This window comes from Gordonia westfalica (assembly GCF_900105725.1).
GTDB classification, from domain to species: Bacteria; Actinomycetota; Actinomycetes; order Mycobacteriales; family Mycobacteriaceae; genus Gordonia; species Gordonia westfalica.
This window is the reverse complement of record NZ_FNLM01000036.1, coordinates 762,366-779,825: the sequence shown is the minus strand read 5'-3', so window position 1 is coordinate 779,825 and position 17,460 is coordinate 762,366. Positions and strand designations below refer to the sequence as shown.

Here is a 17,460-nt window from a genome sequence, read left to right as displayed (position 1 = left end):
TGTCGCGTCCCTGGCGACTGCCTCAGCGGGTTACGTCTCCGACCGGTTGCAGGTCGGACAACAGCCAATTCCCGTCGACCTTACGCATAAGTGCCCACCTTGCGGTAGGGGTTGTCTCACCGTCCGCACCGGCAGGCGCCCTAAAGCCTATAGGTTTTTGCCCGTCTGCGACAGACACCGTCTGATCCACGAACACCAGGACCCGCGCCCGGTCCGCGGCGCTGTCGTCCAGGCCGGCGCCGACGACCCGTCCGACCATCGTGATCGACGAACCCCGCGCTCCCGCGAGGACGACGTCGGTCCCCCGGTTGCGGTACTCGAGGCGCAACGGATCGGTGAGCAGCGCGTCGGTCCGGCGTCGCTGGTCAGGCGGATCGCCCGGTCCGAACGTCATCAGCGCGCCGACCGCGCCGCCGGCCGCGGACAGGATCGCCGCACGCTCGGCCTCGTCGAGCTCGGGAGCGGACCGCAACACCCCGATCCAGGCGACGAGGGCGATGACGAGAGCCACGACCGTGACGACGACCAGCGCACCGATGCGGCGGCGTTGCCGGCGGCTCGGGCGCGGCTTCAGGGTTTCGGTCATGGTCGTCGCGCCTCCGCGATCTTCCAGCCGTCGCCGGTACGTTCCATCGTGATCAGCGCCGTGATCCGTTCCGCGGTCGCGTCGACGGCCGCGTCCCCGGCATCACCCGACCCCAGCAGCAGCGGATTCGTGGCGTCGGCGACGACGAGCACGTCCACGGCGGTGCCGGTGTCGCCGGATGTCGGATCGGTCACCAGTCCGGCCGAGACCACCTGTCCGACACTGCGTCCGGTCTGTGACCGCACCTCCGCGACAAGAGCGTCACGCGCAGTCGCGATGCGGTCCCGCTGCGACCCGGCGCTCACCGCGAGCACCCCGTCCACGTACGCGCCGGCGTCGGCCGGGTCGGCGGTCAGCATCGCCGTGACCGCGGTACGCGCCGACTCCAGTACCTCGCGTTGCAGATCGGCCTCTGCCCGCTGCCCGCGGATCTGCCACCCCAGGACGACACCCGCGACGACGAGGATCGCGACGATCCCCGCCACCCCCATGAGCACCATCCGTAGGAGCCGTGTTCGTCGCACGGCGCGCTCTCGGAGCGCCGGTGCGGCGGCGATCCGGGTCGTGCGCGCGGTGCGGGTCGCCTGGTCGACCCGAACCCGGGCGAGCTGCACACGTGCGGTCGTCGTCGAGTCGGTCATCGGCCTCACCCGATCACATCGGCTGCGGCGAGGAGCCACGTGTCGTCGGCACGGACGAAGCGGGCCAGCACCGAGCGGCGGACCGTCGTCGCGGAGGGTTCTGATTCGGCTGGCGCGCCGGCCCGTACGGTCACCGCCACCCGCATCAGGGCCTTCCCCTCGGTGGCATCGGCGTCGACCACGCTGACGATCTCGGGCCGCCACACGACGGAGACGGTCCCCGGCTCCGGCGGCCGGGTGAGCTGCGCGCCGTAGCTGTCGAGGAAGTCGCGGGCGACGAGCTCGCGGGCCCGCGACCGATCCTGTTGCCACCGTGCCGAATCGACCGAGAAGACGTCGGCGACGATCGTTCCCGCACGGTCGCGGAGTTGCTCACGGCTGTGCTGCAGGTCTTCTCCCGCGGAGTACGACCGCCACGCGAACCCCACCGCGAACAGCGCGACTCCCAGCACCAGCGCTGCCACCAGAACTCGGACGGCTCCCGCCCGCGACGAGATGTAACCGGTTGACGTCATGGAAGGTATTGCACCGCCCCGAGTTTCAGCGAACCGTCGTCCGGGGTCACGAGGACGCGCAGCCGGAATCGGCGTGCCTGACCGTCCCCGGCCCCGCCACCCGTGTCGAAGACGACGGTCGCCGCGACGAGAACCGTTGCATTGTCACCCTCCCGGGCGGAGACCCCCGTGCCGTCGACCGACGATTCGGAGACCGATCCATTGGCCTGCACGAAAGCGCTGTAACTGTCCGCGGATTGGGCGAACTCGTCGTAGAAGGCGCCGGTCGCGCCCGCGAGGATCTTGCGCGCCCGGCTCGGATCACGATGGTCCGGCGCGATCAACACACCGACGCGTTCGGCCGCTGCCCGCTCGAAATCATCGTCGGTGTAGGCATTCCGCGCGTCGGTCCAGGCCACCACCGCGATCCCGGCCAGGACGACGGCGACGATCGCCACCAGCGCGGCCAGAATCAGCCGGCGCCGCGGCACCGGGCGGCGTAACCCCGCCTCGACCTCGACGGCGTGCAACTCGTCGAGCGCCTCACGCAGATCGCGCCGCGCCGTACGCGCGGCCGCGATCTCCGGCGCGCTCGTCGCCCCGTTCCACAACGCCATCTCGCTCCCCTACGACGACAGGCGCGTGCTTTCCTTGTCAGATCGGCCCGCTCGCTCCGCACCCGGCGCCGGGTCAACGACCTTCTCACCACGGATGCGACTCGAGTAGGCGGCGCGCGCCTCCTGGTCGGGGCTCAGGAAGATCGAGTCCAGTTTGGTGAGCTTGCGGCTGAACCGCTTCATCGCCTGCGGGAACAGCGGGCTCGAGTCGGCCCAGCGCATCGAGCGCGGGGCGTACACGCGCGTCACGGGCTTGGCGATGGTCTCCACGACGATCGCCGCCACCTCTTCCGGTGCGACCGTCTGGATGAACTTGTTGGTCTGGAGCCCGGAGATCAGCGCGGTCCGGGTGAAGGTCGGCAGGACGGCGCTGACGGTGACACCCTCCGGCTCCAGCTCGGCACCGAGCGCCTCGGAGAACTCGATCACCGCGGCCTTGGCGCCGTTGTAGATGGTCAGACCGGGGGTCGGGATGCGGCCGGCGGTCGACGCGATGTTGACGATGTGGCCGGTGCGTCGCGGTGCCATGCGTCGGGCCGCCTCCTGGCAGCCGATGATGACGCCGAGGACGTCGATGTCGAAGGTCCGGCGGATGATCGTGTCGTCGTAGGACAGGAACGGACCGACCGGCATGATCCCGGCGTTGTTCACGAGGACGTCGATCGGCCCGAGCCGCGACTCGACCTCGGAGAGGAATGCGTCGAAGGACTCCCGCTTGGTGACGTCGACCTCGACGCCCTCGATACCGAGATCGGCGGCGGCCTTGCCCACCGCCTCGCCGTCCACGTCGCCGATGGCCACCTTCGCACCCGCCCGGAACAGCTGCGTCGCGGTCTCGAAGCCGATACCACGTGCACCACCGGTGATGACGACGACCTTGTCCTTGCACGCCGCCCGGATGGCGTCGTGGTCGGGTGTCCGGGACAGCTTGTCGCGCAGGCTCATTGGTTCCCCCTCGGGTGGTTGATGTGGAAATCGAAAGCGGATGGCGGGCCTCGCGGGCCGCCCGACGTCAGGCGCCGGTCACCAGATCATCGGGGCGAGGAATTTCGCCGCGAAGTCGCGAACCCGCTGCGGTTCGGTGCGGGCCGGGTCCGACGGCGGCGTTTCCAGTAACGAGATCACCAGGCGCACATGGATCTCGACGGCTTCGAGCAGATCCTCGACGGGCATCTCGGCACCCTCGTCGCGCAGCGTGGCCGCCACGCGGTCGGTGACCATGTCGATGAACAGCGACGTCATCTTCGCGGTGACGCTCTTGATCTCCGAGTCGGTGAGGACGATCCGGCTCAACAGCGGATCCGACATCACGAGCTCGGCGCCGACCGCGAACGCCTCGACGAGGGCGTCCTTGGGGCCCATCCCCCGGACCGATTCCTCGAGCCTTTTCATTCCCCGCTCATAGGCGTCGGTGGCGACGGCGTACAGGAGCGCCTCTTTGTTCGGGAAGCGGCGGTACAGGGTGCTGCGGCTGACGCCCGCGCGCGCCGCGACCTCGTCGATGTTGGCGCGGCGCACTCCGGCCTCGGCGAACTCCGACGCGGCGGCGGCGAGGATCGCCGCCTCCTGGTCGGCCGGGCTCGCGGTGTTGCGCACCTTGCGGGTGGACGTGCGTGCGCCCCTCCCCTTCACCGCGCTCTTCAAGGAGTCCTTCACGAGATTGTCCGACACGCGATCACCGGCGTCGGAGGGTCACGGGGAGCTTGTCCTTGGGCACGGGCAGCGCGCTGTAGTCCATCGGCAGCTCGTAGTCGGCCGGGACCGACCATTCGTACCCGCGCAGCAGGTGATGCATGATCGTCTTGATCTCCATCTGGCCAAAATACAGGCCGATGCATTTGTGAACGCCACCACCAAATGGCATCCAGGCGAACCGGTGCGTTTTGTCCTCGGCGCGTTCGGGACAGAACCGCTCGGGATCGAACATGTCCGGGTTGGTGAAGAACTCCGGATCCCGCTGGCCCGACAGGGACGAGGTGGTGACGATCGTGCCCTTCGGAACGTAGAAGCCCTCGACCGAGGTGTCCTTGATGGCCATCCGGGGTTGCGCCGGCACCGGCGGACACAGCCGCAGCGACTCCTTCATCACCAGGTCGAGCGCGGTCATGCTCGCGAGACCGTCGTAGCCCAGTTCGGGTCCGAGTTCGAGCGACTCGGCGCGCGCCCGTTCCTGCCACTCGGGGGCCTTGGCCATGTGGTAGGCCATCTGGGTCATCGTGATGGTCGACGTGTCGTGGGCAGCCATGAGCACGAAGATCATGTGGTTGACCACGTCCTCGTCGGAGAAGCGATGTCCCTCATCGCTTTCCGCATGACACAGCACCGAGAAGAGGTCCGGGGTCTCCCGGGCCCGCTTGGCGGCGATGTTGGCGTAGAAGAACTCCTCGAGAACCTTGCGGGACCGCAGGCCCTTCCACCAGCGCCCTCCGGGTACGGGTTTGCGCACGTAGGCAACACCCGCGCGGACGGTGTCGATGAACGCCTTGTTGATGCGGTCGGCCTCGTCCCTGGGCAGGTTCAGCCCGAGGAAGACCTCCAGCGCGACATCGAGGGTGAGCGCCTTGAACTGGTCGAAGAGTTTCACCGAACCGACCGGGAAGTCGGCGATGCGCTCGGCGATCATGGGCTGCATCTCCTGCATGTAGCCCTTGAGCGCGGTGGTGCTGAAGGCCTGCTGCAGTATCTGCCGGTGGTGACGGTGTTCGTCGAAGTCGAGGAGCATGACGCCGCGGTTGAAGAACGGGCCGATGAAATAGCTCCACGCCGGACCGTTGGCGAAGGCCCGGTCCTTGTTCATCAGCAACTCCTGCGCGGCGCGCGGGTTTCCGGTGACGACCATCTGCACACCGAACGCGTTGAGCCCGGAAACGCTGCCGAACTGCGCGCGACGACGGTCGGCGAAGGCGAACGGGTCGCGACGCATCGACATGATCTCGAGAATGCTGTTGCGGCCCGAGCACGGGATGGCCTGCAGGTTGCTACCCGCGGGCGGGGTCGCCAGTACCGATGCCATGGCCGTCTCCCTCCGAATCGGAACCCTGCGGAATGTGATCCACATCGCATACTAGACCATGTTGAGACAAATCGGCAAAGACGTTCCTAGCGCGGGATGGAACCGTCAGGCGTCGGCGAGCAGGTGATGACAGCGTCGCAACCGGTCCCGCCACCACAGCCGGCGATCCTCCGGCGCGGCGTGCGCCCCGGCAGCGATCGGCTCTTCGGGACCGAACCACCGCGGTTCGACGACGCCGCCGCGCATCCGGAACGAGGGTGCGACATCCGCGGCGAGGAGCGAACCGGTCCCCAGGCCGCAGGCGAGGTCCAGGCGAGGCAGGGCCGCGGCCGCGGCGACCCCGGCCGCGATGCCGACCGCGCTGTCGAGCGCACTCGACACCACGACGTCGAGACCGAGGGTGTCGGCGAGTTCGAGCGTCGCACGCATCCCGCCGAGCGGCGCCACCTTCACCACCGCGACGTCGGCGGCGTCCGCCGCGACGACCCGGAGCGGGTCGTCGGCCTTGCGGATGGATTCGTCGGCGGCGATCGGGACCTCGACCGCCCGCCGCACCTGCGCAAGCTCTTCGACTGTGCGGCAGGGCTGTTCGGCGTACTCGACATCGCCGATCGCGCGCAGCGCGGTGATCGCCTCGTCGACCGACCAGCCGCCGTTCGCATCGACGCGGACACGTCCGATCACCTCACGCGTGGCCTCGACCCGCGCCATGTCGTCGTCGAGGGTCTGGCCGGGTTCGGCGACCTTCACCTTCGCCGTACCGGCCCCGGGATATCGCTTCAGCAGATCGGCCACATCCTCGGCCGGGATCGCGGGAACGGTGGCGTTCACCGGCACGGCGTCGCGGACCGCGAGCGGTGGACCGAGGTAGGCGGCCTCGATCCCGGCCCGTAACCACGCGGAGGCCTCGGCGTCGTCGTACTCGACGAAGGGCCCGAACTCACCCCAGCCCGCGGGACCGGCGAAGACCATCGCCTCGCGGGCGGTCAGCCCGCGGAACCGGGTGCGCATGGGGAGTCGGACGACCACCGCCGTGGCCAGCAGGTCCTCCACATCAGGGAGTTCCCACTCGCTGTTCACGCCGCCGCCGGGCATCGCTTCCTCCTGGTCCACCAGATCACTTGTGAACGAGGGTTGTGGAAATCGATGGAACAACCTTCACAGTTTGTTCCAAGTCCGCTACCCTCGCTCTCATGTCAGTCAACCAGGGATTCGATGCCGGTATCCGCGAGGCGGAACCGATGATCGTCGACGACACCCCGGACACCGCCGGCGAGATCGTGCGTCCTCGACTCGGAGCCGACTCACTCGTGTGGAAGTTCTACGGCGATTCCCGGGGCATTCTCGGCTTCCAGCGTCTGGCCGGCACCGAGAACTGCATCGAGCAGCTCGGCCAGGCCGTCCTCGACCACTCGGTGATCTTCAGCGACTTCCTCGGCCGCGCCAAGCGCACGGGCCCGCCGGTGATGAAAACCGTCTACAGCACCGAACCGGAGAAGTGGGGCCGGACGGTGCGCGACTTCCACAAGGACATCAAGGGCACCATCAGCGACGGTTCGCGCTACCACGCGCTCAACCCGGAGCTGTTCTACTGGGCGCACGCGACGTTCGTCGATCAGGTCCTCTTCATCACCGACACCTTCATCCGCCGGTTGAGCTACGCCGAGAAGGTGCAGATCTTCGAGGAGAGCAAGGTCTGGTACCAGCTCTACGGTGTCAGCGACCGCGGGCAGCCGGAGACCTATGAGGAGTTCGTCGCCTACTGGGACGACATGCTGGACCGATTCATCCCCCACAAGACGATCGTCTACGCGACCGGCTACATCCGTCAGGGTCTGCCGCGTCCCAAGAAGATCCCCGCACCGGTGTGGAAGGTGCTGTCGGCTCCACTCAACGCGTTCATCCGCACGGTCATCGTGGGGACTCTCCCGCAGCAGATGCGTGACGTCTGCGGCCTCGAGTGGAACGACAAGAAGGAGAAGAACTTCCAGCGTTTCGCCGCGTTCATGCGCGCCATCAACCCGTTGTTCAACAAGCTCCCGCTGAAGACCCTGTACGTTCCGTGGGCCTACGAGGCGTGGCAGAAGGTCGGTGTCGACCCGCGCCCGCTGCACAACAAGCCGGCGGCCTAGCGTCCCAGGCCCTTCGAGGCTCGCATCGCTCGCACCTCAGGGAACGATGGGTCCCAGGAACTCCTCGACGCGTCGGATGAACTCCGACCGTCGGTCACGGGGTGAATTCAACTTGTCGTCGCAACACCTTGATCTTGGAGGTGTTGGCTTTGGCTACAGCAGACTGGAGCAAGAAGACCAGCGATGCGCCCACGGGGGTTCGTCGGCAGTGGCGAGCTGATCGTGCGTTGCGGCCGGCGATGCGTTCGCCGGGCCGGCCCGAGCCGTCGCGGGCGGTGCAACGTCAGTTTTGGGGGTTGATCGCGACGGGGATGAGCACGGCGGAGGCGTCGGTGGCGGTCGGCGTGTCGGTGCCGGTGGGGTCGCGGTGGTTCCGCCACGCTGGCGGAATGACGCCACTGAGTCTGGACGAGCCGGCGGGTCGTTACCTGTCGTTCGCTGAACGGGAAGAGATCGCGCTGCTCCGCGCCCAACAGTGTGGTGTGAGAGAGATTGCTCGGCAGATCGGACGCAGTCCGGCAACGATTTCGCGTGAGTTGCGCCGCAACTCCGCTACCAGGAGTGGGAAACGTGAGTATCGAGCCTCGGTGGCGCAGTGGAAAGCTGAGCAGGCCGCCAAGCGCCCGAAAACAGCGAAACTCGTGGCCAACGTCGAGTTGCGGGAGTACGTGCAGGAGCGGTTGGCGGGCACTGTCCGTAGCCCCGACGGCACGATCGTCGCCGGCCCCACGCCGCCGCCGTGGAAGGGGCTCAACAAGCCGCACCGGGCCGACCGGCGGTGGTCTCTGGCATGGAGTCCGGAGCAGATCTCCCAGCGCCTGCGGGTCGATTTCCCCGATGATGAATCCATGCGCATCAGTCATGAGGCAATCTATCAATCCCTGTTCATCGAGGGCCGTGGCGCGCTCAAACGCGAGTTGGTGGCGTGCCTGCGGACCGGGCGGGCATTACGGGAGCCCCGTGCTCGCTCACGCAACAAGCCGCAGGGTCACGTCACCTCCGATGTCGTCCTCAGCCAGCGCCCGCCTGAGGCCCACGACCGTGCTGTCCCCGGCCACTGGGAGGGTGATCTCATCATCGGTGTGGGTCGGTCGGCTATCGGCACTGTTGTCGAACGGCGCAGTCGCGCAACGATTCTAGTCCATCTCCCACGCTTGCAAGGGTGGGGTGAGCAACCGCCGGTGAAGAACGGGCCGGCACTCGGTGGCTACGGCGCCATCGCGATGAACGCGGCACTGACGGCGTCGATAGCGGCGCTGCCGCAGCAGTTGCGCAAGACGTTAACGTGGGATCGCGGTAAGGAACTGTCCGCTCATGCCCAGTTCGCGATGGATACCGGAACGCAGGTGTTCTTCGCCGATCCGCATTCACCGTGGCAGCGACCGTCCAACGAGAACACTAATGGGCTGCTGCGCCAATATTTTCCGAAGGGAACTGACCTGTCACGGTGGTCTGCAAACGACCTCGAAGCCATCGCATACACCCTCAACAACCGTCCCCGAAAGGCCCTCGGCTGGAAGACCCCCGCCGAAGTCTTTGAAGGACAGTTACACTCACTACAACAACCCGGTGTTGCATGGACCGATTGAACCCGCCCGGTGCACGCTGTGCCCCGCATCGATGGTGACGAACCGTGAATCCGGGAGCGCCTCGCTGACCGACTGCAGATGTCGCGGCGGGAGGAAGCTCTTCTCCCCACCCGAGATCACCATCGTCGTCGCACTCACCCGCGGTAGTTCCGACCACCACTGCGGTGCGCAGACGTCGAACTCGGCGACGATCTCGTCCCCCATCCGGCCGTCGAACCGAATGACCGGCAAGGGGTTCCGCGCCAGCGCGAGGAGTCCACAGACCTGCTCGCCGAGGGTTGCCCTCATGGTGATGCCCTCGGATAGGTCGGCCTCGTCGCGTGGCATCGGCGGAACCTCTTCGAGGACGAGTCTGCGCACGCGGGAGGGCTCGTACATCGCGAGCCGCAGCGCGGTGTGCGCGCCGAGCGAGTGCCCGACGACGTCGGCCATGTGGATCCCCAGATTGTCGAGCACGTAGACCAGGTCGTCGCGGAAGTCGTCGAGGCGGTACGGGCCACCGGCACGGCCGCTGCGACCGTGCCCGCGGAGGTCGACACTGATGACGTCGCGACCCTCGCGGCGCAATGCGGCGGCGAGCGGACGCCAGGTCGAATGATCCGACGCCATCCCGTGGACGAGGACCACCGGCACCCCGCGGTCGGGTTCACCGGCCACCCGGACCGCGAGGTCGGGTTCGGCACGTCGACTGAGCACATGCATGCAGATCAGGGTACGAAAGATCGCCCTGCGCCCCTCGTCACACCCGACAGCAGGCGTCCGCGCGGACGCCTCAAGCAGGATCGTCGAGGCGTTCGGGGTCCCGTTCGACCACGGTGACCCTCAGGGAGGGGCATGTCCGCGTCGGCGGTGTCGACCCCGTCCACGCCCGCCCAGACGGCGTCGACCATCGGCTGCAGGAAGAGGCCACCCAGCTGGCGCACCATCACCCTGAGCACCTGAACCGCCTCGGACCGATCGGTCGACGCCAGACCGGACTCACGCGACTTGGTGACCTCGGACCTGGTCAACTCGGTCAGACGACCGATCAGCGCCCCGTGCTCACCGGACGGATCGAGCACGGCCCGACGCAGGTAGTCGACCACCGGCGGGTGCTCGACCAGCATCCGACGTACCGCGAGGTCCCTCGCCTCTCGTACCTCGGCCGGCGTGCCGTCGGTGGGCGCCGAGGCGATCGCCTGCGCGTGACAGTCGACGATGAGCTGCTCGACCGCGTTCCGGAGTCCGTCCTTGGTCTTGAAGTGATGCTGAACGAGCCCGACCGTGACCCCGGCCGCCGCGGCGACCGCACGCATCGACACCCGCCCCTCGCCCTGACCCGCGTAGAGGTCGAGCGCCGCGTTCCGGATCTTCGCCTTCGCGGTCAGGTCCGCGGGACTCATGCGCGGGTCTGTCACCCCTGACCACCTTCCCCCGTTGACGTACGCGTCGTCGACGCCGATGGCAACGACCTGCCGCACGACGGGGTCAGCCAGGGCGAACTGCTGTTCCGGGGCCCGTGGATCACCGAGCGGTACCACAACCTCGCCGACGACGCCGACAAGTTCCTCGACGGCTACTGGCGGAGCGGCGATATGGGCGTGATCTACCGCAACGGCTACCTGAAGCTCACCGACCGCCTGAAGGACGTCGTCAAGAGCGGCGGTGAGTGGATCTCGTCGATCGACATGGAGAACGCCATCATGGCCCACCCGCGCGTGGCCGAGGCAGCCGTCATCGGCGTCGAACACCCGAAGTGGCAGGAGCGCCCGGTCGTCCTGGTGGCCACCACCGACGGCGAAGACCTGGACATCGACGAGGTGCATGCGCTGCTCGTCGACCGGTTCGCCAAGTGGCAGCTGCCCGACACGATCATCCGTGTCGACCGCCTGCCGCGCACCAGCGTCGGGAAGCTGGACAAGAAGAACATGCGCGGCGAGTACGGCGACCTGTACACGGACACGCAGTAACCCTTCTCTACGCCCGCCAGCGATCGACCGCGAGAAGTCGATCGTCGGCGGGCTTTTTCGTCCTCAGAGTTCGTCGACGATACGGTCACGGGCGCGTCGGTACTCGTCCTCGGTCAGCGCGCCGCTCCGGTGCAGGTCGTCCAGCGAGGACAGCCGGTCCGCGACCGTACGCGTGTCACCCGCGGAGAAACCGGCCGACGACCCCTGACCGACTACCGATGCCGTTGCCTCCCAGTCGATCTCGAACTCCTGGGTGTCGGGGTCCACGATCACCGCGAGCCGTCGGGTGTACAACAGCGGCTGCTGGAAGATCGGCACGACCTTTCGGGTGTTCACCTCGAACGGCACCAGGCCGCCCCCGCCGATCCGCAGGCCGAGCGTCATCAGCGGCTGGTTGTTGATCTCGACGCCGGTCTGGCCGATCGAGGTGACCTCGGCGATGCCCCGCACCCCGGTCGCGCGCAGCCGGTCGGATCGGATTCCGCCGCGATATCGCATCCACGCCAGTCCCGCGCCGATCAGGACGTCGAGCAGCGTGACCCCGAGTCCCGTCCACAGCATCCACTCGGTGTCCGGCAGGTCGAGGAGGAAGTAGCAGGCGAGGAAGATCGGTCCGACGATCCCGCACAGCATCACGAACAGAAAGGTGCCCACCGCGCCCGTCAGATGGGACGAGACACGTGGCCCGGCACCCGATTCCCCGAACATGGTCATGCGGGGACTGTATTCGTCCACCGCGCTCCGAGCAGGGCTTTGTGTGGTGCAAGACCGTCCCCGAACGACAACCACCGCCAACGACAAAGGCGCCCCAACCGCTTTCGCGGCTGGGGCGCCTTCGTCGACTCAGTGAGTCAGTGCGTCAGGACAAGATCACTTGGTGATCTTGGTGACTCGACCCGCACCAACGGTGCGGCCACCCTCGCGGATGGCGAAACGCAGGCCCTCGTCCATGGCGACCGGCTGGATGAGCTTGACGCTCATCTCGGTGTTGTCGCCCGGCATGACCATCTCGGTGCCCTCGGGGAGGGTCACGACGCCGGTCACGTCCGTGGTACGGAAGTAGAACTGCGGACGGTAGTTGTTGAAGAACGGGGTGTGACGGCCGCCCTCGTCCTTGGACAGGATGTATGCCTGGCCCTCGAACTCGGTGTGCGGGGTCGTGGTGCCCGGCTTCACGATGACCTGACCGCGCTCGACGTCCTCACGCTTGAGGCCGCGGAGCAGCAGACCGGCGTTGTCGCCTGCCTGTGCGGAATCGAGGAGCTTGTGGAACATCTCGATACCGGTGACGGTGGTCTTGGTGCTCTTCTCGCGGATGCCGACGATCTCGACTTCCTCGTTCACATTGACCTCGCCGCGCTCCACACGACCGGTGACCACGGTGCCGCGGCCGGTGATGGTGAAGACGTCCTCGACGGGCATGAGGAAGGGCTTCTCGGTCTCGCGAACCGGATCCGGGATCGACTCGTCGACAGCTGCCATGAGCTCTTCGACGGACTTGGCCCACTCGGGGTCACCCTCGAGAGCCTTGAGAGCCGAGACCTTGACGACGGGAGCTTCCTCGTCGAAGTCCTGGGCGGCCAGCAGTTCGCGGACCTCCATCTCGACCAGCTCGATGATCTCGTCGTCGTCGACCATGTCGGCCTTGTTCAGGGCGACCAGGATGTAGGGCACACCGACCTGGCGGGCCAGCAGCACGTGCTCGCGGGTCTGCGGCATCGGGCCGTCGGTGGCGGCGACCACGAGGATCGCGCCGTCCATCTGGGCAGCACCGGTGATCATGTTCTTGATGTAGTCGGCGTGACCGGGGGCGTCGACGTGGGCGTAGTGACGCTTCTCGGTCTCGTACTCAACATGCGAGATGTTGATCGTGATACCGCGCGCCTTCTCCTCAGGAGCCTTGTCGATCTGATCGAACGCGAAGCTCTTGTTGAGCTCCGGGTACTTGTCGTGCAGCACCTTGGTGATGGCAGCGGTCAGGGTGGTCTTGCCGTGGTCGACGTGACCGATGGTGCCGATGTTCACGTGCGGCTTGGTCCGCTCGAACTTCGCCTTCGCCACTTTGTGTCCTCCTGGACTGTTGCTGCTGGGCGGATCCCAGCAGGAGATTTACTGATTTACGATGTGCGCCCGCTTTGTCGGCCAGCGCGGATTGCTCGAGCTCGAGGCGATTACTCGCCGGTTGCCTTCGCGATGATCTCCTTCGACACGTTCGCGGGAACTTCCGCGTACGAGTCGAACACCATGGAGTAGTTTGCCCGGCCCTGGGTCTTCGACCGAAGGTCTCCGATGTAGCCGAACATCTCCGACAGCGGCACCTGTGCCTTCACGACACGTGCACCGCTGCGCTCCTCCATGGCCTGGATCTGGCCACGGCGGGAGTTCAGGTCGCCGATGACGTCGCCCATGTAATCCTCGGGAGTCGTGACCTCGACGGCCATGATCGGCTCCAGGATGACCGGGCCGGCCATCCTCGCAGCTTCCTTGAGGGCCTGCGAGCCGGCGATCTTGAAGGCCATTTCCGAGGAGTCGACGTCGTGGTACTGACCGTCGAGCAGGGTGACCTTCAGATTGACCAGCGGGTAACCGGCGAGGACACCGTACTGCATGGCGTCCTGTGCACCGGCATCCACCGACGGGATGTACTCGCGCGGGACGCGACCACCGGTGACGGCGTTCGCGAACTCGTAGGTGGCACCGTCTTCGGCGTCCACCAGCGGCTCGAGCTTGATGATGACCTTCGCGAACTGGCCCGATCCACCGGTCTGCTTCTTGTGGGTGTACTCGTGCTTCTCGACGGTCTTGCGGATCGTCTCGCGGTACGCCACCTGCGGCTTGCCGACGTTGGCCTCGACCTTGAACTCGCGCTTCATGCGGTCGACGAGGATGTCGAGGTGGAGCTCGCCCATACCGCCGATGACGGTCTGGCCGGTCTCCTCGTCGAGCTTGACCGAGAAGGTCGGGTCCTCTTCGGCGAGCTTCTGGATCGCGGTGCCCAGCTTCTCCTGGTCGGACTTGGTCTTCGGCTCGATCGAGACGTTGATGACCGGGTCCGGGAAGCTCATGGACTCGAGCACGATCGGGTTCGCCGAATCGCAGAGGGTGTCACCGGTGGTGGTGTCCTTGAGACCGATCATCGCGTAGATGTGGCCCGCGGTGGCGTCCTCGACCGGCATTTCCTTGTTGGCGTGCATCTGGAAGAGCTTGCCGATGCGCTCTTTCTTGCCCTTGGTCGCGTTGAGCACCTGGGTGCCCGCCGTGATGTGGCCCGAGTAGACACGCACGAAGGTCAGCTTGCCGAAGAACGGGTGAGCCGCGATCTTGAACGCCAGAGCCGAGAACGGCTCGTCGGCGGACGGCTTGCGCGAGAGGATCTCGTCCTCGTTGCCCACGGCGTGGCCCTCGACCGACGGCACGTCCAGCGGGGACGGCAGGTAGTCGATGACGGCGTCGAGCATGGGCTGGACGCCCTTGTTCTTGAACGCGGAGCCACACAGCACCGGGTAGAGCTCGCGGGAGACGGTCAGCTTGCGGATCGCAGCCTTGATCTCGTCGACGGTGAGCTCCTCGCCGCCGAAGTACTTCTCCATGAGGGCTTCGTCGGACTCGGCGACGGTCTCGAGGAGCTGCTCGCGGTACTCGGCAGCCTTCTCGACGAGGTCGGCCGGGATCTCCTCGATGGTCGGCTCGGCACCGGTCGGCACGACGCCGCGCCAGGTGATGGCCTTCTGCTCGATGAGGTCGACGACGCCGTCGAAGTTGTCCTCGGCACCGATCGGGAGCTGCAGGACCAGCGGCTTGGCGCCGAGGCGGTCCTTGATGGTCTGGACGGTGAAGTAGAAGTCCGCGCCCAGCTTGTCCATCTTGTTGACGAAGCAGATACGGGGAACTTCGTACTTCTCGGCCTGACGCCACACCTGCTCGGACTGCGGCTCGACGCCTTCCTTGCCGTCGAACACGGCAACGGCGCCGTCGAGGACGCGGAGGCTTCGCTCCACCTCGACGGTGAAGTCGACGTGTCCGGGGGTGTCGATGATGTTGATCTGGTTCTTGTTCCAGAAACAGGTCACGGCCGCGGAGGTGATGGTGATACCACGCTCCTTCTCCTGCTCCATCCAGTCGGTGGTCGAGGCACCGTCGTGGGTTTCACCGATCTTGTAGTTCACACCGGTGTAGAAGAGGATTCGCTCGGTCGTGGTGGTCTTGCCGGCATCGATGTGGGCCATGATGCCGATGTTGCGCACCTTGTTCAGGTCGCTGAGCACTTCCTGTGCCACTTAATCGCCTCGCATTTTCGCTAGAGAGCTGTTGGGTCTGAGGTGAGTCCGGCCGCGGTGACCCGGAAAGGGCCACCGCGGCCGGCAGTGATCACCAGCGGTAGTGCGCGAACGCCCGGTTGGCCTCGGCCATCTTGTGGGTGTCCTCGCGGCGCTTCACCGAAGCACCGAGGCCGTTGGAGGCGTCGAGCAGCTCGTTGGCCAGACGCTCGACCATCGTCTTCTCGCGACGCTGACGGCTGAAGGTCACGAGCCAGCGGAGCGCCAGGGTGTTGGCGCGGTTCGGCTTGACCTCGATCGGCACCTGGTAGGTGGCGCCACCGACGCGGCGGCTCTTCACCTCGAGGGTGGGCTTGACGTTGTCGAGCGCACGCTTGAGGGTGACGACCGGGTCGGTGCCGGTCTTCTCGCGGGCCTGCTCGAGCGCGCCGTAGACGATGCGCTCGGCGGTCGACTTCTTGCCGTCCAGCAGGATCTTGTTGACCAGCTGGGTGACCAGCGGCGAACCGTAGACCGGGTCGTTGATCAGGGGGCGCTTGGGTGCGGGTCCTTTACGTGGCATGACTTATCAGTTCCCCTTCTTCGCGCCGTAGCGGCTACGGGCCTGCTTGCGGTCCTTGACACCCTGGGTGTCGAGCGAGCCGCGGATGATCTTGTAGCGCACACCCGGGAGGTCTTTCACACGACCGCCGCGGACGAGCACCATCGAGTGCTCCTGCAGGTTGTGGCCTTCACCGGGGATGTACGCGGTGACCTCGACCGAGCTGGTCAGACGCACACGGGCGACCTTACGAAGAGCCGAGTTCGGCTTCTTGGGGGTGGTGGTGTAGACGCGGGTGCACACGCCACGACGCTGCGGGCTCCCCTTGAGAGCCGCGGTCTTGGTCTTTGCAGCCTTGTCGTGACGGCCCTTGCGGACCAGCTGATTGATAGTTGGCACTAGGTGTTCATTCCTCTTTGTTGTCAGTCGTGGTTGGTGCTCCGGGCAAGCTCGCGGGTCTCGGCTTCTACACCGGTCTCCGGCGCGCTTCCACAACTCGCCCCACCAGCGCATTCACACTGGTCAGTACATTTTCGCTACCCCGAGGTCGGGCGTGTCATACACTCGACAGCGGATTCGCTTGTCAGTCCTTCCTGCCACCCCGCCCTGATCTCTCATCGATCTCAGGGCCGGCTCGAGAGCCGTCGGCCGGGCATGCGGACTGGCCCAGCATGGGCCGGGCACCGACGATCCACTCTACCGATCGGGTTTGCACAGGTCAAAAAACGGATCCTCCGCGCGACCTGCAGATGAACAGGTCGTGCGCGCTGGGGTCCGAACACGCTGGGGCATGGCATTACCTTCTCCACTCTTACACCCCGGAACCCGGCGCGTCGAGGCTTCCGTGAAGCCCGGCCCTGCCACCGCCGGACCGTCCCGGATTCCGGCCCCGGACCTGCGCGATCGAGGCCGCGAAGGAGCTCTCCGGGTCTCTCGGCCGCCCGGTCGGTGAACTCTGACCACCGAACCACCGGTCGACGATCGTCGCCTGGCGTTCGAGGTTGTGATCGGGCCATGCGTGGTGAGCATCACCCGGCCCCCGGAGGCCGTAGACGTTCTCACCGAGCTCGTGTCGCGCCTGAACCGCGAACGCGTCGGCCAGGAACGCCGCCGGCGACCGCGCGCCGACGATCTGCCGAACGTGGACGAGTTCGTGGATCAGCAGCTGGCCGGGCACCGGATAGGCCGCGGGTCCGGGACCCAGCGGGGCGTCGAACGTCGCGCCGAGATTGCAGAGGACCCGTCCGTCGACGGCGGGCAGCGTGAAGGCCCGGGCGCCGCGTCCGGCCAGATCGGTGAGGATCACGTCGTCGAGCCATTCGGCCGGCCCGAACACGAGCTCGGCCGTCCGCCGTTCGTCGTCGGAGAGCGGACGGTGCCGGACGAGGAGGCCGGCAACGACCCCGGCGCCCAGGCCCGCCATCACCGCGATCGCGAGCCCGAGGGGTCCGAACCAGACCGTCACGAGTGCGACGTGCGCGGCCACGAGCAACCCGGCGGTCGGCCCTGGTCCCGCCGGCAGACGTCGACCTCCGACCCGACGGGCGAGCGACAGCACGACGCCGAGGAACCGCCCGTAGCCGCGGGCCATCCGGATGAGGAGTCGTCTCGGCATCGAGTG

General features: G+C 66.8%; 18 protein-coding genes and 1 pseudogene. 3 read left to right on the top strand and 16 right to left on the bottom strand.

What is annotated here, in order from left to right:
- Positions 1-22: 22 nt before the first annotated feature.
- The 8 genes from BLU62_RS29875 to BLU62_RS29840 all read right to left on the bottom strand — a co-directional run bounded on the left by BLU62_RS29875 (position 23) and on the right by BLU62_RS29840 (position 6,446).
- Complete coding sequence (locus tag BLU62_RS29875; protein ID WP_074854079.1) at positions 23-586, bottom strand: hypothetical protein; 564 nt, start codon at positions 584-586, stop codon at positions 23-25.
- Complete coding sequence (locus BLU62_RS29870) at positions 583-1,227, bottom strand: hypothetical protein (RefSeq protein ID WP_074854078.1); 645 nt, start codon at positions 1,225-1,227, stop codon at positions 583-585. Before BLU62_RS29870 ends, BLU62_RS29875 begins: the two co-directional genes overlap by 4 nt.
- Before the next feature lie 5 nt (positions 1,228-1,232).
- Positions 1,233-1,742 (bottom strand): hypothetical protein, encoded by a 510-nt coding sequence (locus BLU62_RS29865; protein ID WP_074854077.1) that lies wholly within the window; start codon positions 1,740-1,742, stop codon positions 1,233-1,235.
- Positions 1,739-2,338: a hypothetical protein gene (locus tag BLU62_RS29860; RefSeq protein WP_074854076.1), complete on the bottom strand. Its 600-nt coding sequence runs from the start codon at positions 2,336-2,338 to the stop codon at positions 1,739-1,741. The genes BLU62_RS29865 and BLU62_RS29860 overlap by 4 nt, the downstream gene beginning before the upstream one ends.
- 9 nt (positions 2,339-2,347) lie before the next feature.
- On the bottom strand, positions 2,348-3,283 hold the full coding sequence (locus BLU62_RS29855) for an SDR family oxidoreductase (protein ID WP_074854075.1): 936 nt from the start codon (positions 3,281-3,283) through the stop codon (positions 2,348-2,350).
- 78 nt (positions 3,284-3,361) lie between these two features.
- Entirely contained in the window at positions 3,362-4,009 is a 648-nt protein-coding gene (locus BLU62_RS29850; protein ID WP_074854074.1) for a TetR/AcrR family transcriptional regulator, read from the bottom strand.
- A 4-nt stretch (positions 4,010-4,013) separates the two neighbouring features.
- Entirely contained in the window at positions 4,014-5,351 is a 1,338-nt protein-coding gene (locus BLU62_RS29845; RefSeq protein ID WP_074854073.1) for a cytochrome P450, read from the bottom strand.
- Positions 5,352-5,456: 105 nt separating this feature from the next.
- A complete protein-coding gene (locus tag BLU62_RS29840; protein ID WP_074854335.1) occupies positions 5,457-6,446 on the bottom strand; it encodes an o-succinylbenzoate synthase in 990 nt (329 codons plus the stop codon).
- 98 nt (positions 6,447-6,544) lie between these two features.
- On the opposite strand from BLU62_RS29840, the gene BLU62_RS29835 reads away from it, so the two are divergent.
- Positions 6,545-7,483, top strand: coding sequence for an oxygenase MpaB family protein (locus tag BLU62_RS29835; protein ID WP_074854072.1), 939 nt, complete (start codon positions 6,545-6,547; stop codon positions 7,481-7,483).
- 239 nt (positions 7,484-7,722) lie between these two features.
- Positions 7,723-9,072, top strand: coding sequence for an IS30 family transposase (locus BLU62_RS29830; RefSeq protein ID WP_425284598.1), 1,350 nt, complete (start codon positions 7,723-7,725; stop codon positions 9,070-9,072).
- On the opposite strand, the gene BLU62_RS29825 is transcribed toward BLU62_RS29830, so the two are convergent.
- Both BLU62_RS29825 and BLU62_RS29820 read right to left on the bottom strand, forming a co-directional pair.
- On the bottom strand, positions 9,040-9,774 hold the full coding sequence (locus BLU62_RS29825; protein ID WP_074854071.1) for an alpha/beta fold hydrolase: 735 nt from the start codon (positions 9,772-9,774) through the stop codon (positions 9,040-9,042). The genes BLU62_RS29830 and BLU62_RS29825 overlap by 33 nt on opposite strands.
- 5 nt (positions 9,775-9,779) lie before the next feature.
- Positions 9,780-10,469, bottom strand: a complete 690-nt coding sequence (locus tag BLU62_RS29820) for a TetR/AcrR family transcriptional regulator (RefSeq protein ID WP_084811985.1) — start codon at positions 10,467-10,469, stop codon at positions 9,780-9,782.
- A gap of 18 nt (positions 10,470-10,487) precedes the next feature.
- Here BLU62_RS29820 and BLU62_RS29815 point away from each other — a divergent pair.
- Positions 10,488-11,021, top strand: a pseudogene (locus tag BLU62_RS29815) (AMP-binding enzyme); the annotation flags it as partial.
- A 63-nt stretch (positions 11,022-11,084) separates the two neighbouring features.
- On the opposite strand, the gene BLU62_RS29810 reads toward BLU62_RS29815, so the two are convergent.
- The 6 genes from BLU62_RS29810 to BLU62_RS29785 all read right to left on the bottom strand — a co-directional run bounded on the left by BLU62_RS29810 (position 11,085) and on the right by BLU62_RS29785 (position 17,454).
- Positions 11,085-11,735, bottom strand: coding sequence for an SHOCT domain-containing protein (locus BLU62_RS29810; protein WP_244278438.1), 651 nt, complete (start codon positions 11,733-11,735; stop codon positions 11,085-11,087).
- A 156-nt stretch (positions 11,736-11,891) separates the two neighbouring features.
- A complete protein-coding gene (gene tuf / locus BLU62_RS29805; protein WP_005199938.1) occupies positions 11,892-13,082 on the bottom strand; it encodes an elongation factor Tu in 1,191 nt (396 codons plus the stop codon).
- A gap of 110 nt (positions 13,083-13,192) precedes the next feature.
- Positions 13,193-15,298: an elongation factor G gene (fusA, locus tag BLU62_RS29800; protein ID WP_074854069.1), complete on the bottom strand. Its 2,106-nt coding sequence runs from the start codon at positions 15,296-15,298 to the stop codon at positions 13,193-13,195.
- Positions 15,299-15,389: 91 nt separating this feature from the next.
- Positions 15,390-15,860, bottom strand: a complete 471-nt coding sequence (gene rpsG / locus BLU62_RS29795; RefSeq protein WP_005199940.1) for a 30S ribosomal protein S7 — start codon at positions 15,858-15,860, stop codon at positions 15,390-15,392.
- 6 nt (positions 15,861-15,866) lie between these two features.
- Positions 15,867-16,238, bottom strand: a complete 372-nt coding sequence (rpsL, locus tag BLU62_RS29790; protein WP_004020596.1) for a 30S ribosomal protein S12 — start codon at positions 16,236-16,238, stop codon at positions 15,867-15,869.
- A gap of 412 nt (positions 16,239-16,650) precedes the next feature.
- Positions 16,651-17,454: a hypothetical protein gene (locus BLU62_RS29785; RefSeq protein ID WP_074854068.1), complete on the bottom strand. Its 804-nt coding sequence runs from the start codon at positions 17,452-17,454 to the stop codon at positions 16,651-16,653.
- Positions 17,455-17,460 lie beyond the last annotated feature (6 nt).

Bases quoted from the DNA above. Each gene is read 5' to 3' on its own strand.
- BLU62_RS29855 (WP_074854075.1), bottom strand. From the start codon at position 3,283: ATGAGCCTGCGCGACAAGCTGTCCCGGACACCCGACCACGACGCCATC.
- BLU62_RS29875 (WP_074854079.1), bottom strand. From the start codon at position 586: ATGACCGAAACCCTGAAGCCGCGCCCGAGCCGCCGGCAACGCCGCCGC.
- BLU62_RS29845 (WP_074854073.1), bottom strand. From the start codon at position 5,351: ATGGCATCGGTACTGGCGACCCCGCCCGCGGGTAGCAACCTGCAGGCC.
- BLU62_RS29830 (WP_425284598.1), top strand. From the start codon at position 7,723: ATGCGTTCGCCGGGCCGGCCCGAGCCGTCGCGGGCGGTGCAACGTCAG.
- BLU62_RS29865 (WP_074854077.1), bottom strand. From the start codon at position 1,742: ATGACGTCAACCGGTTACATCTCGTCGCGGGCGGGAGCCGTCCGAGTT.
- BLU62_RS29835 (WP_074854072.1), top strand. From the start codon at position 6,545: ATGTCAGTCAACCAGGGATTCGATGCCGGTATCCGCGAGGCGGAACCG.
- BLU62_RS29840 (WP_074854335.1), bottom strand. From the start codon at position 6,446: ATGCCCGGCGGCGGCGTGAACAGCGAGTGGGAACTCCCTGATGTGGAG.
- BLU62_RS29785 (WP_074854068.1), bottom strand. From the start codon at position 17,454: ATGCCGAGACGACTCCTCATCCGGATGGCCCGCGGCTACGGGCGGTTC.
- BLU62_RS29810 (WP_244278438.1), bottom strand. From the start codon at position 11,735: ATGACCATGTTCGGGGAATCGGGTGCCGGGCCACGTGTCTCGTCCCAT.
- BLU62_RS29825 (WP_074854071.1), bottom strand. From the start codon at position 9,774: ATGCATGTGCTCAGTCGACGTGCCGAACCCGACCTCGCGGTCCGGGTG.
- rpsG (WP_005199940.1), bottom strand. From the start codon at position 15,860: ATGCCACGTAAAGGACCCGCACCCAAGCGCCCCCTGATCAACGACCCG.
- BLU62_RS29860 (WP_074854076.1), bottom strand. From the start codon at position 2,338: ATGGCGTTGTGGAACGGGGCGACGAGCGCGCCGGAGATCGCGGCCGCG.
- BLU62_RS29870 (WP_074854078.1), bottom strand. From the start codon at position 1,227: ATGACCGACTCGACGACGACCGCACGTGTGCAGCTCGCCCGGGTTCGG.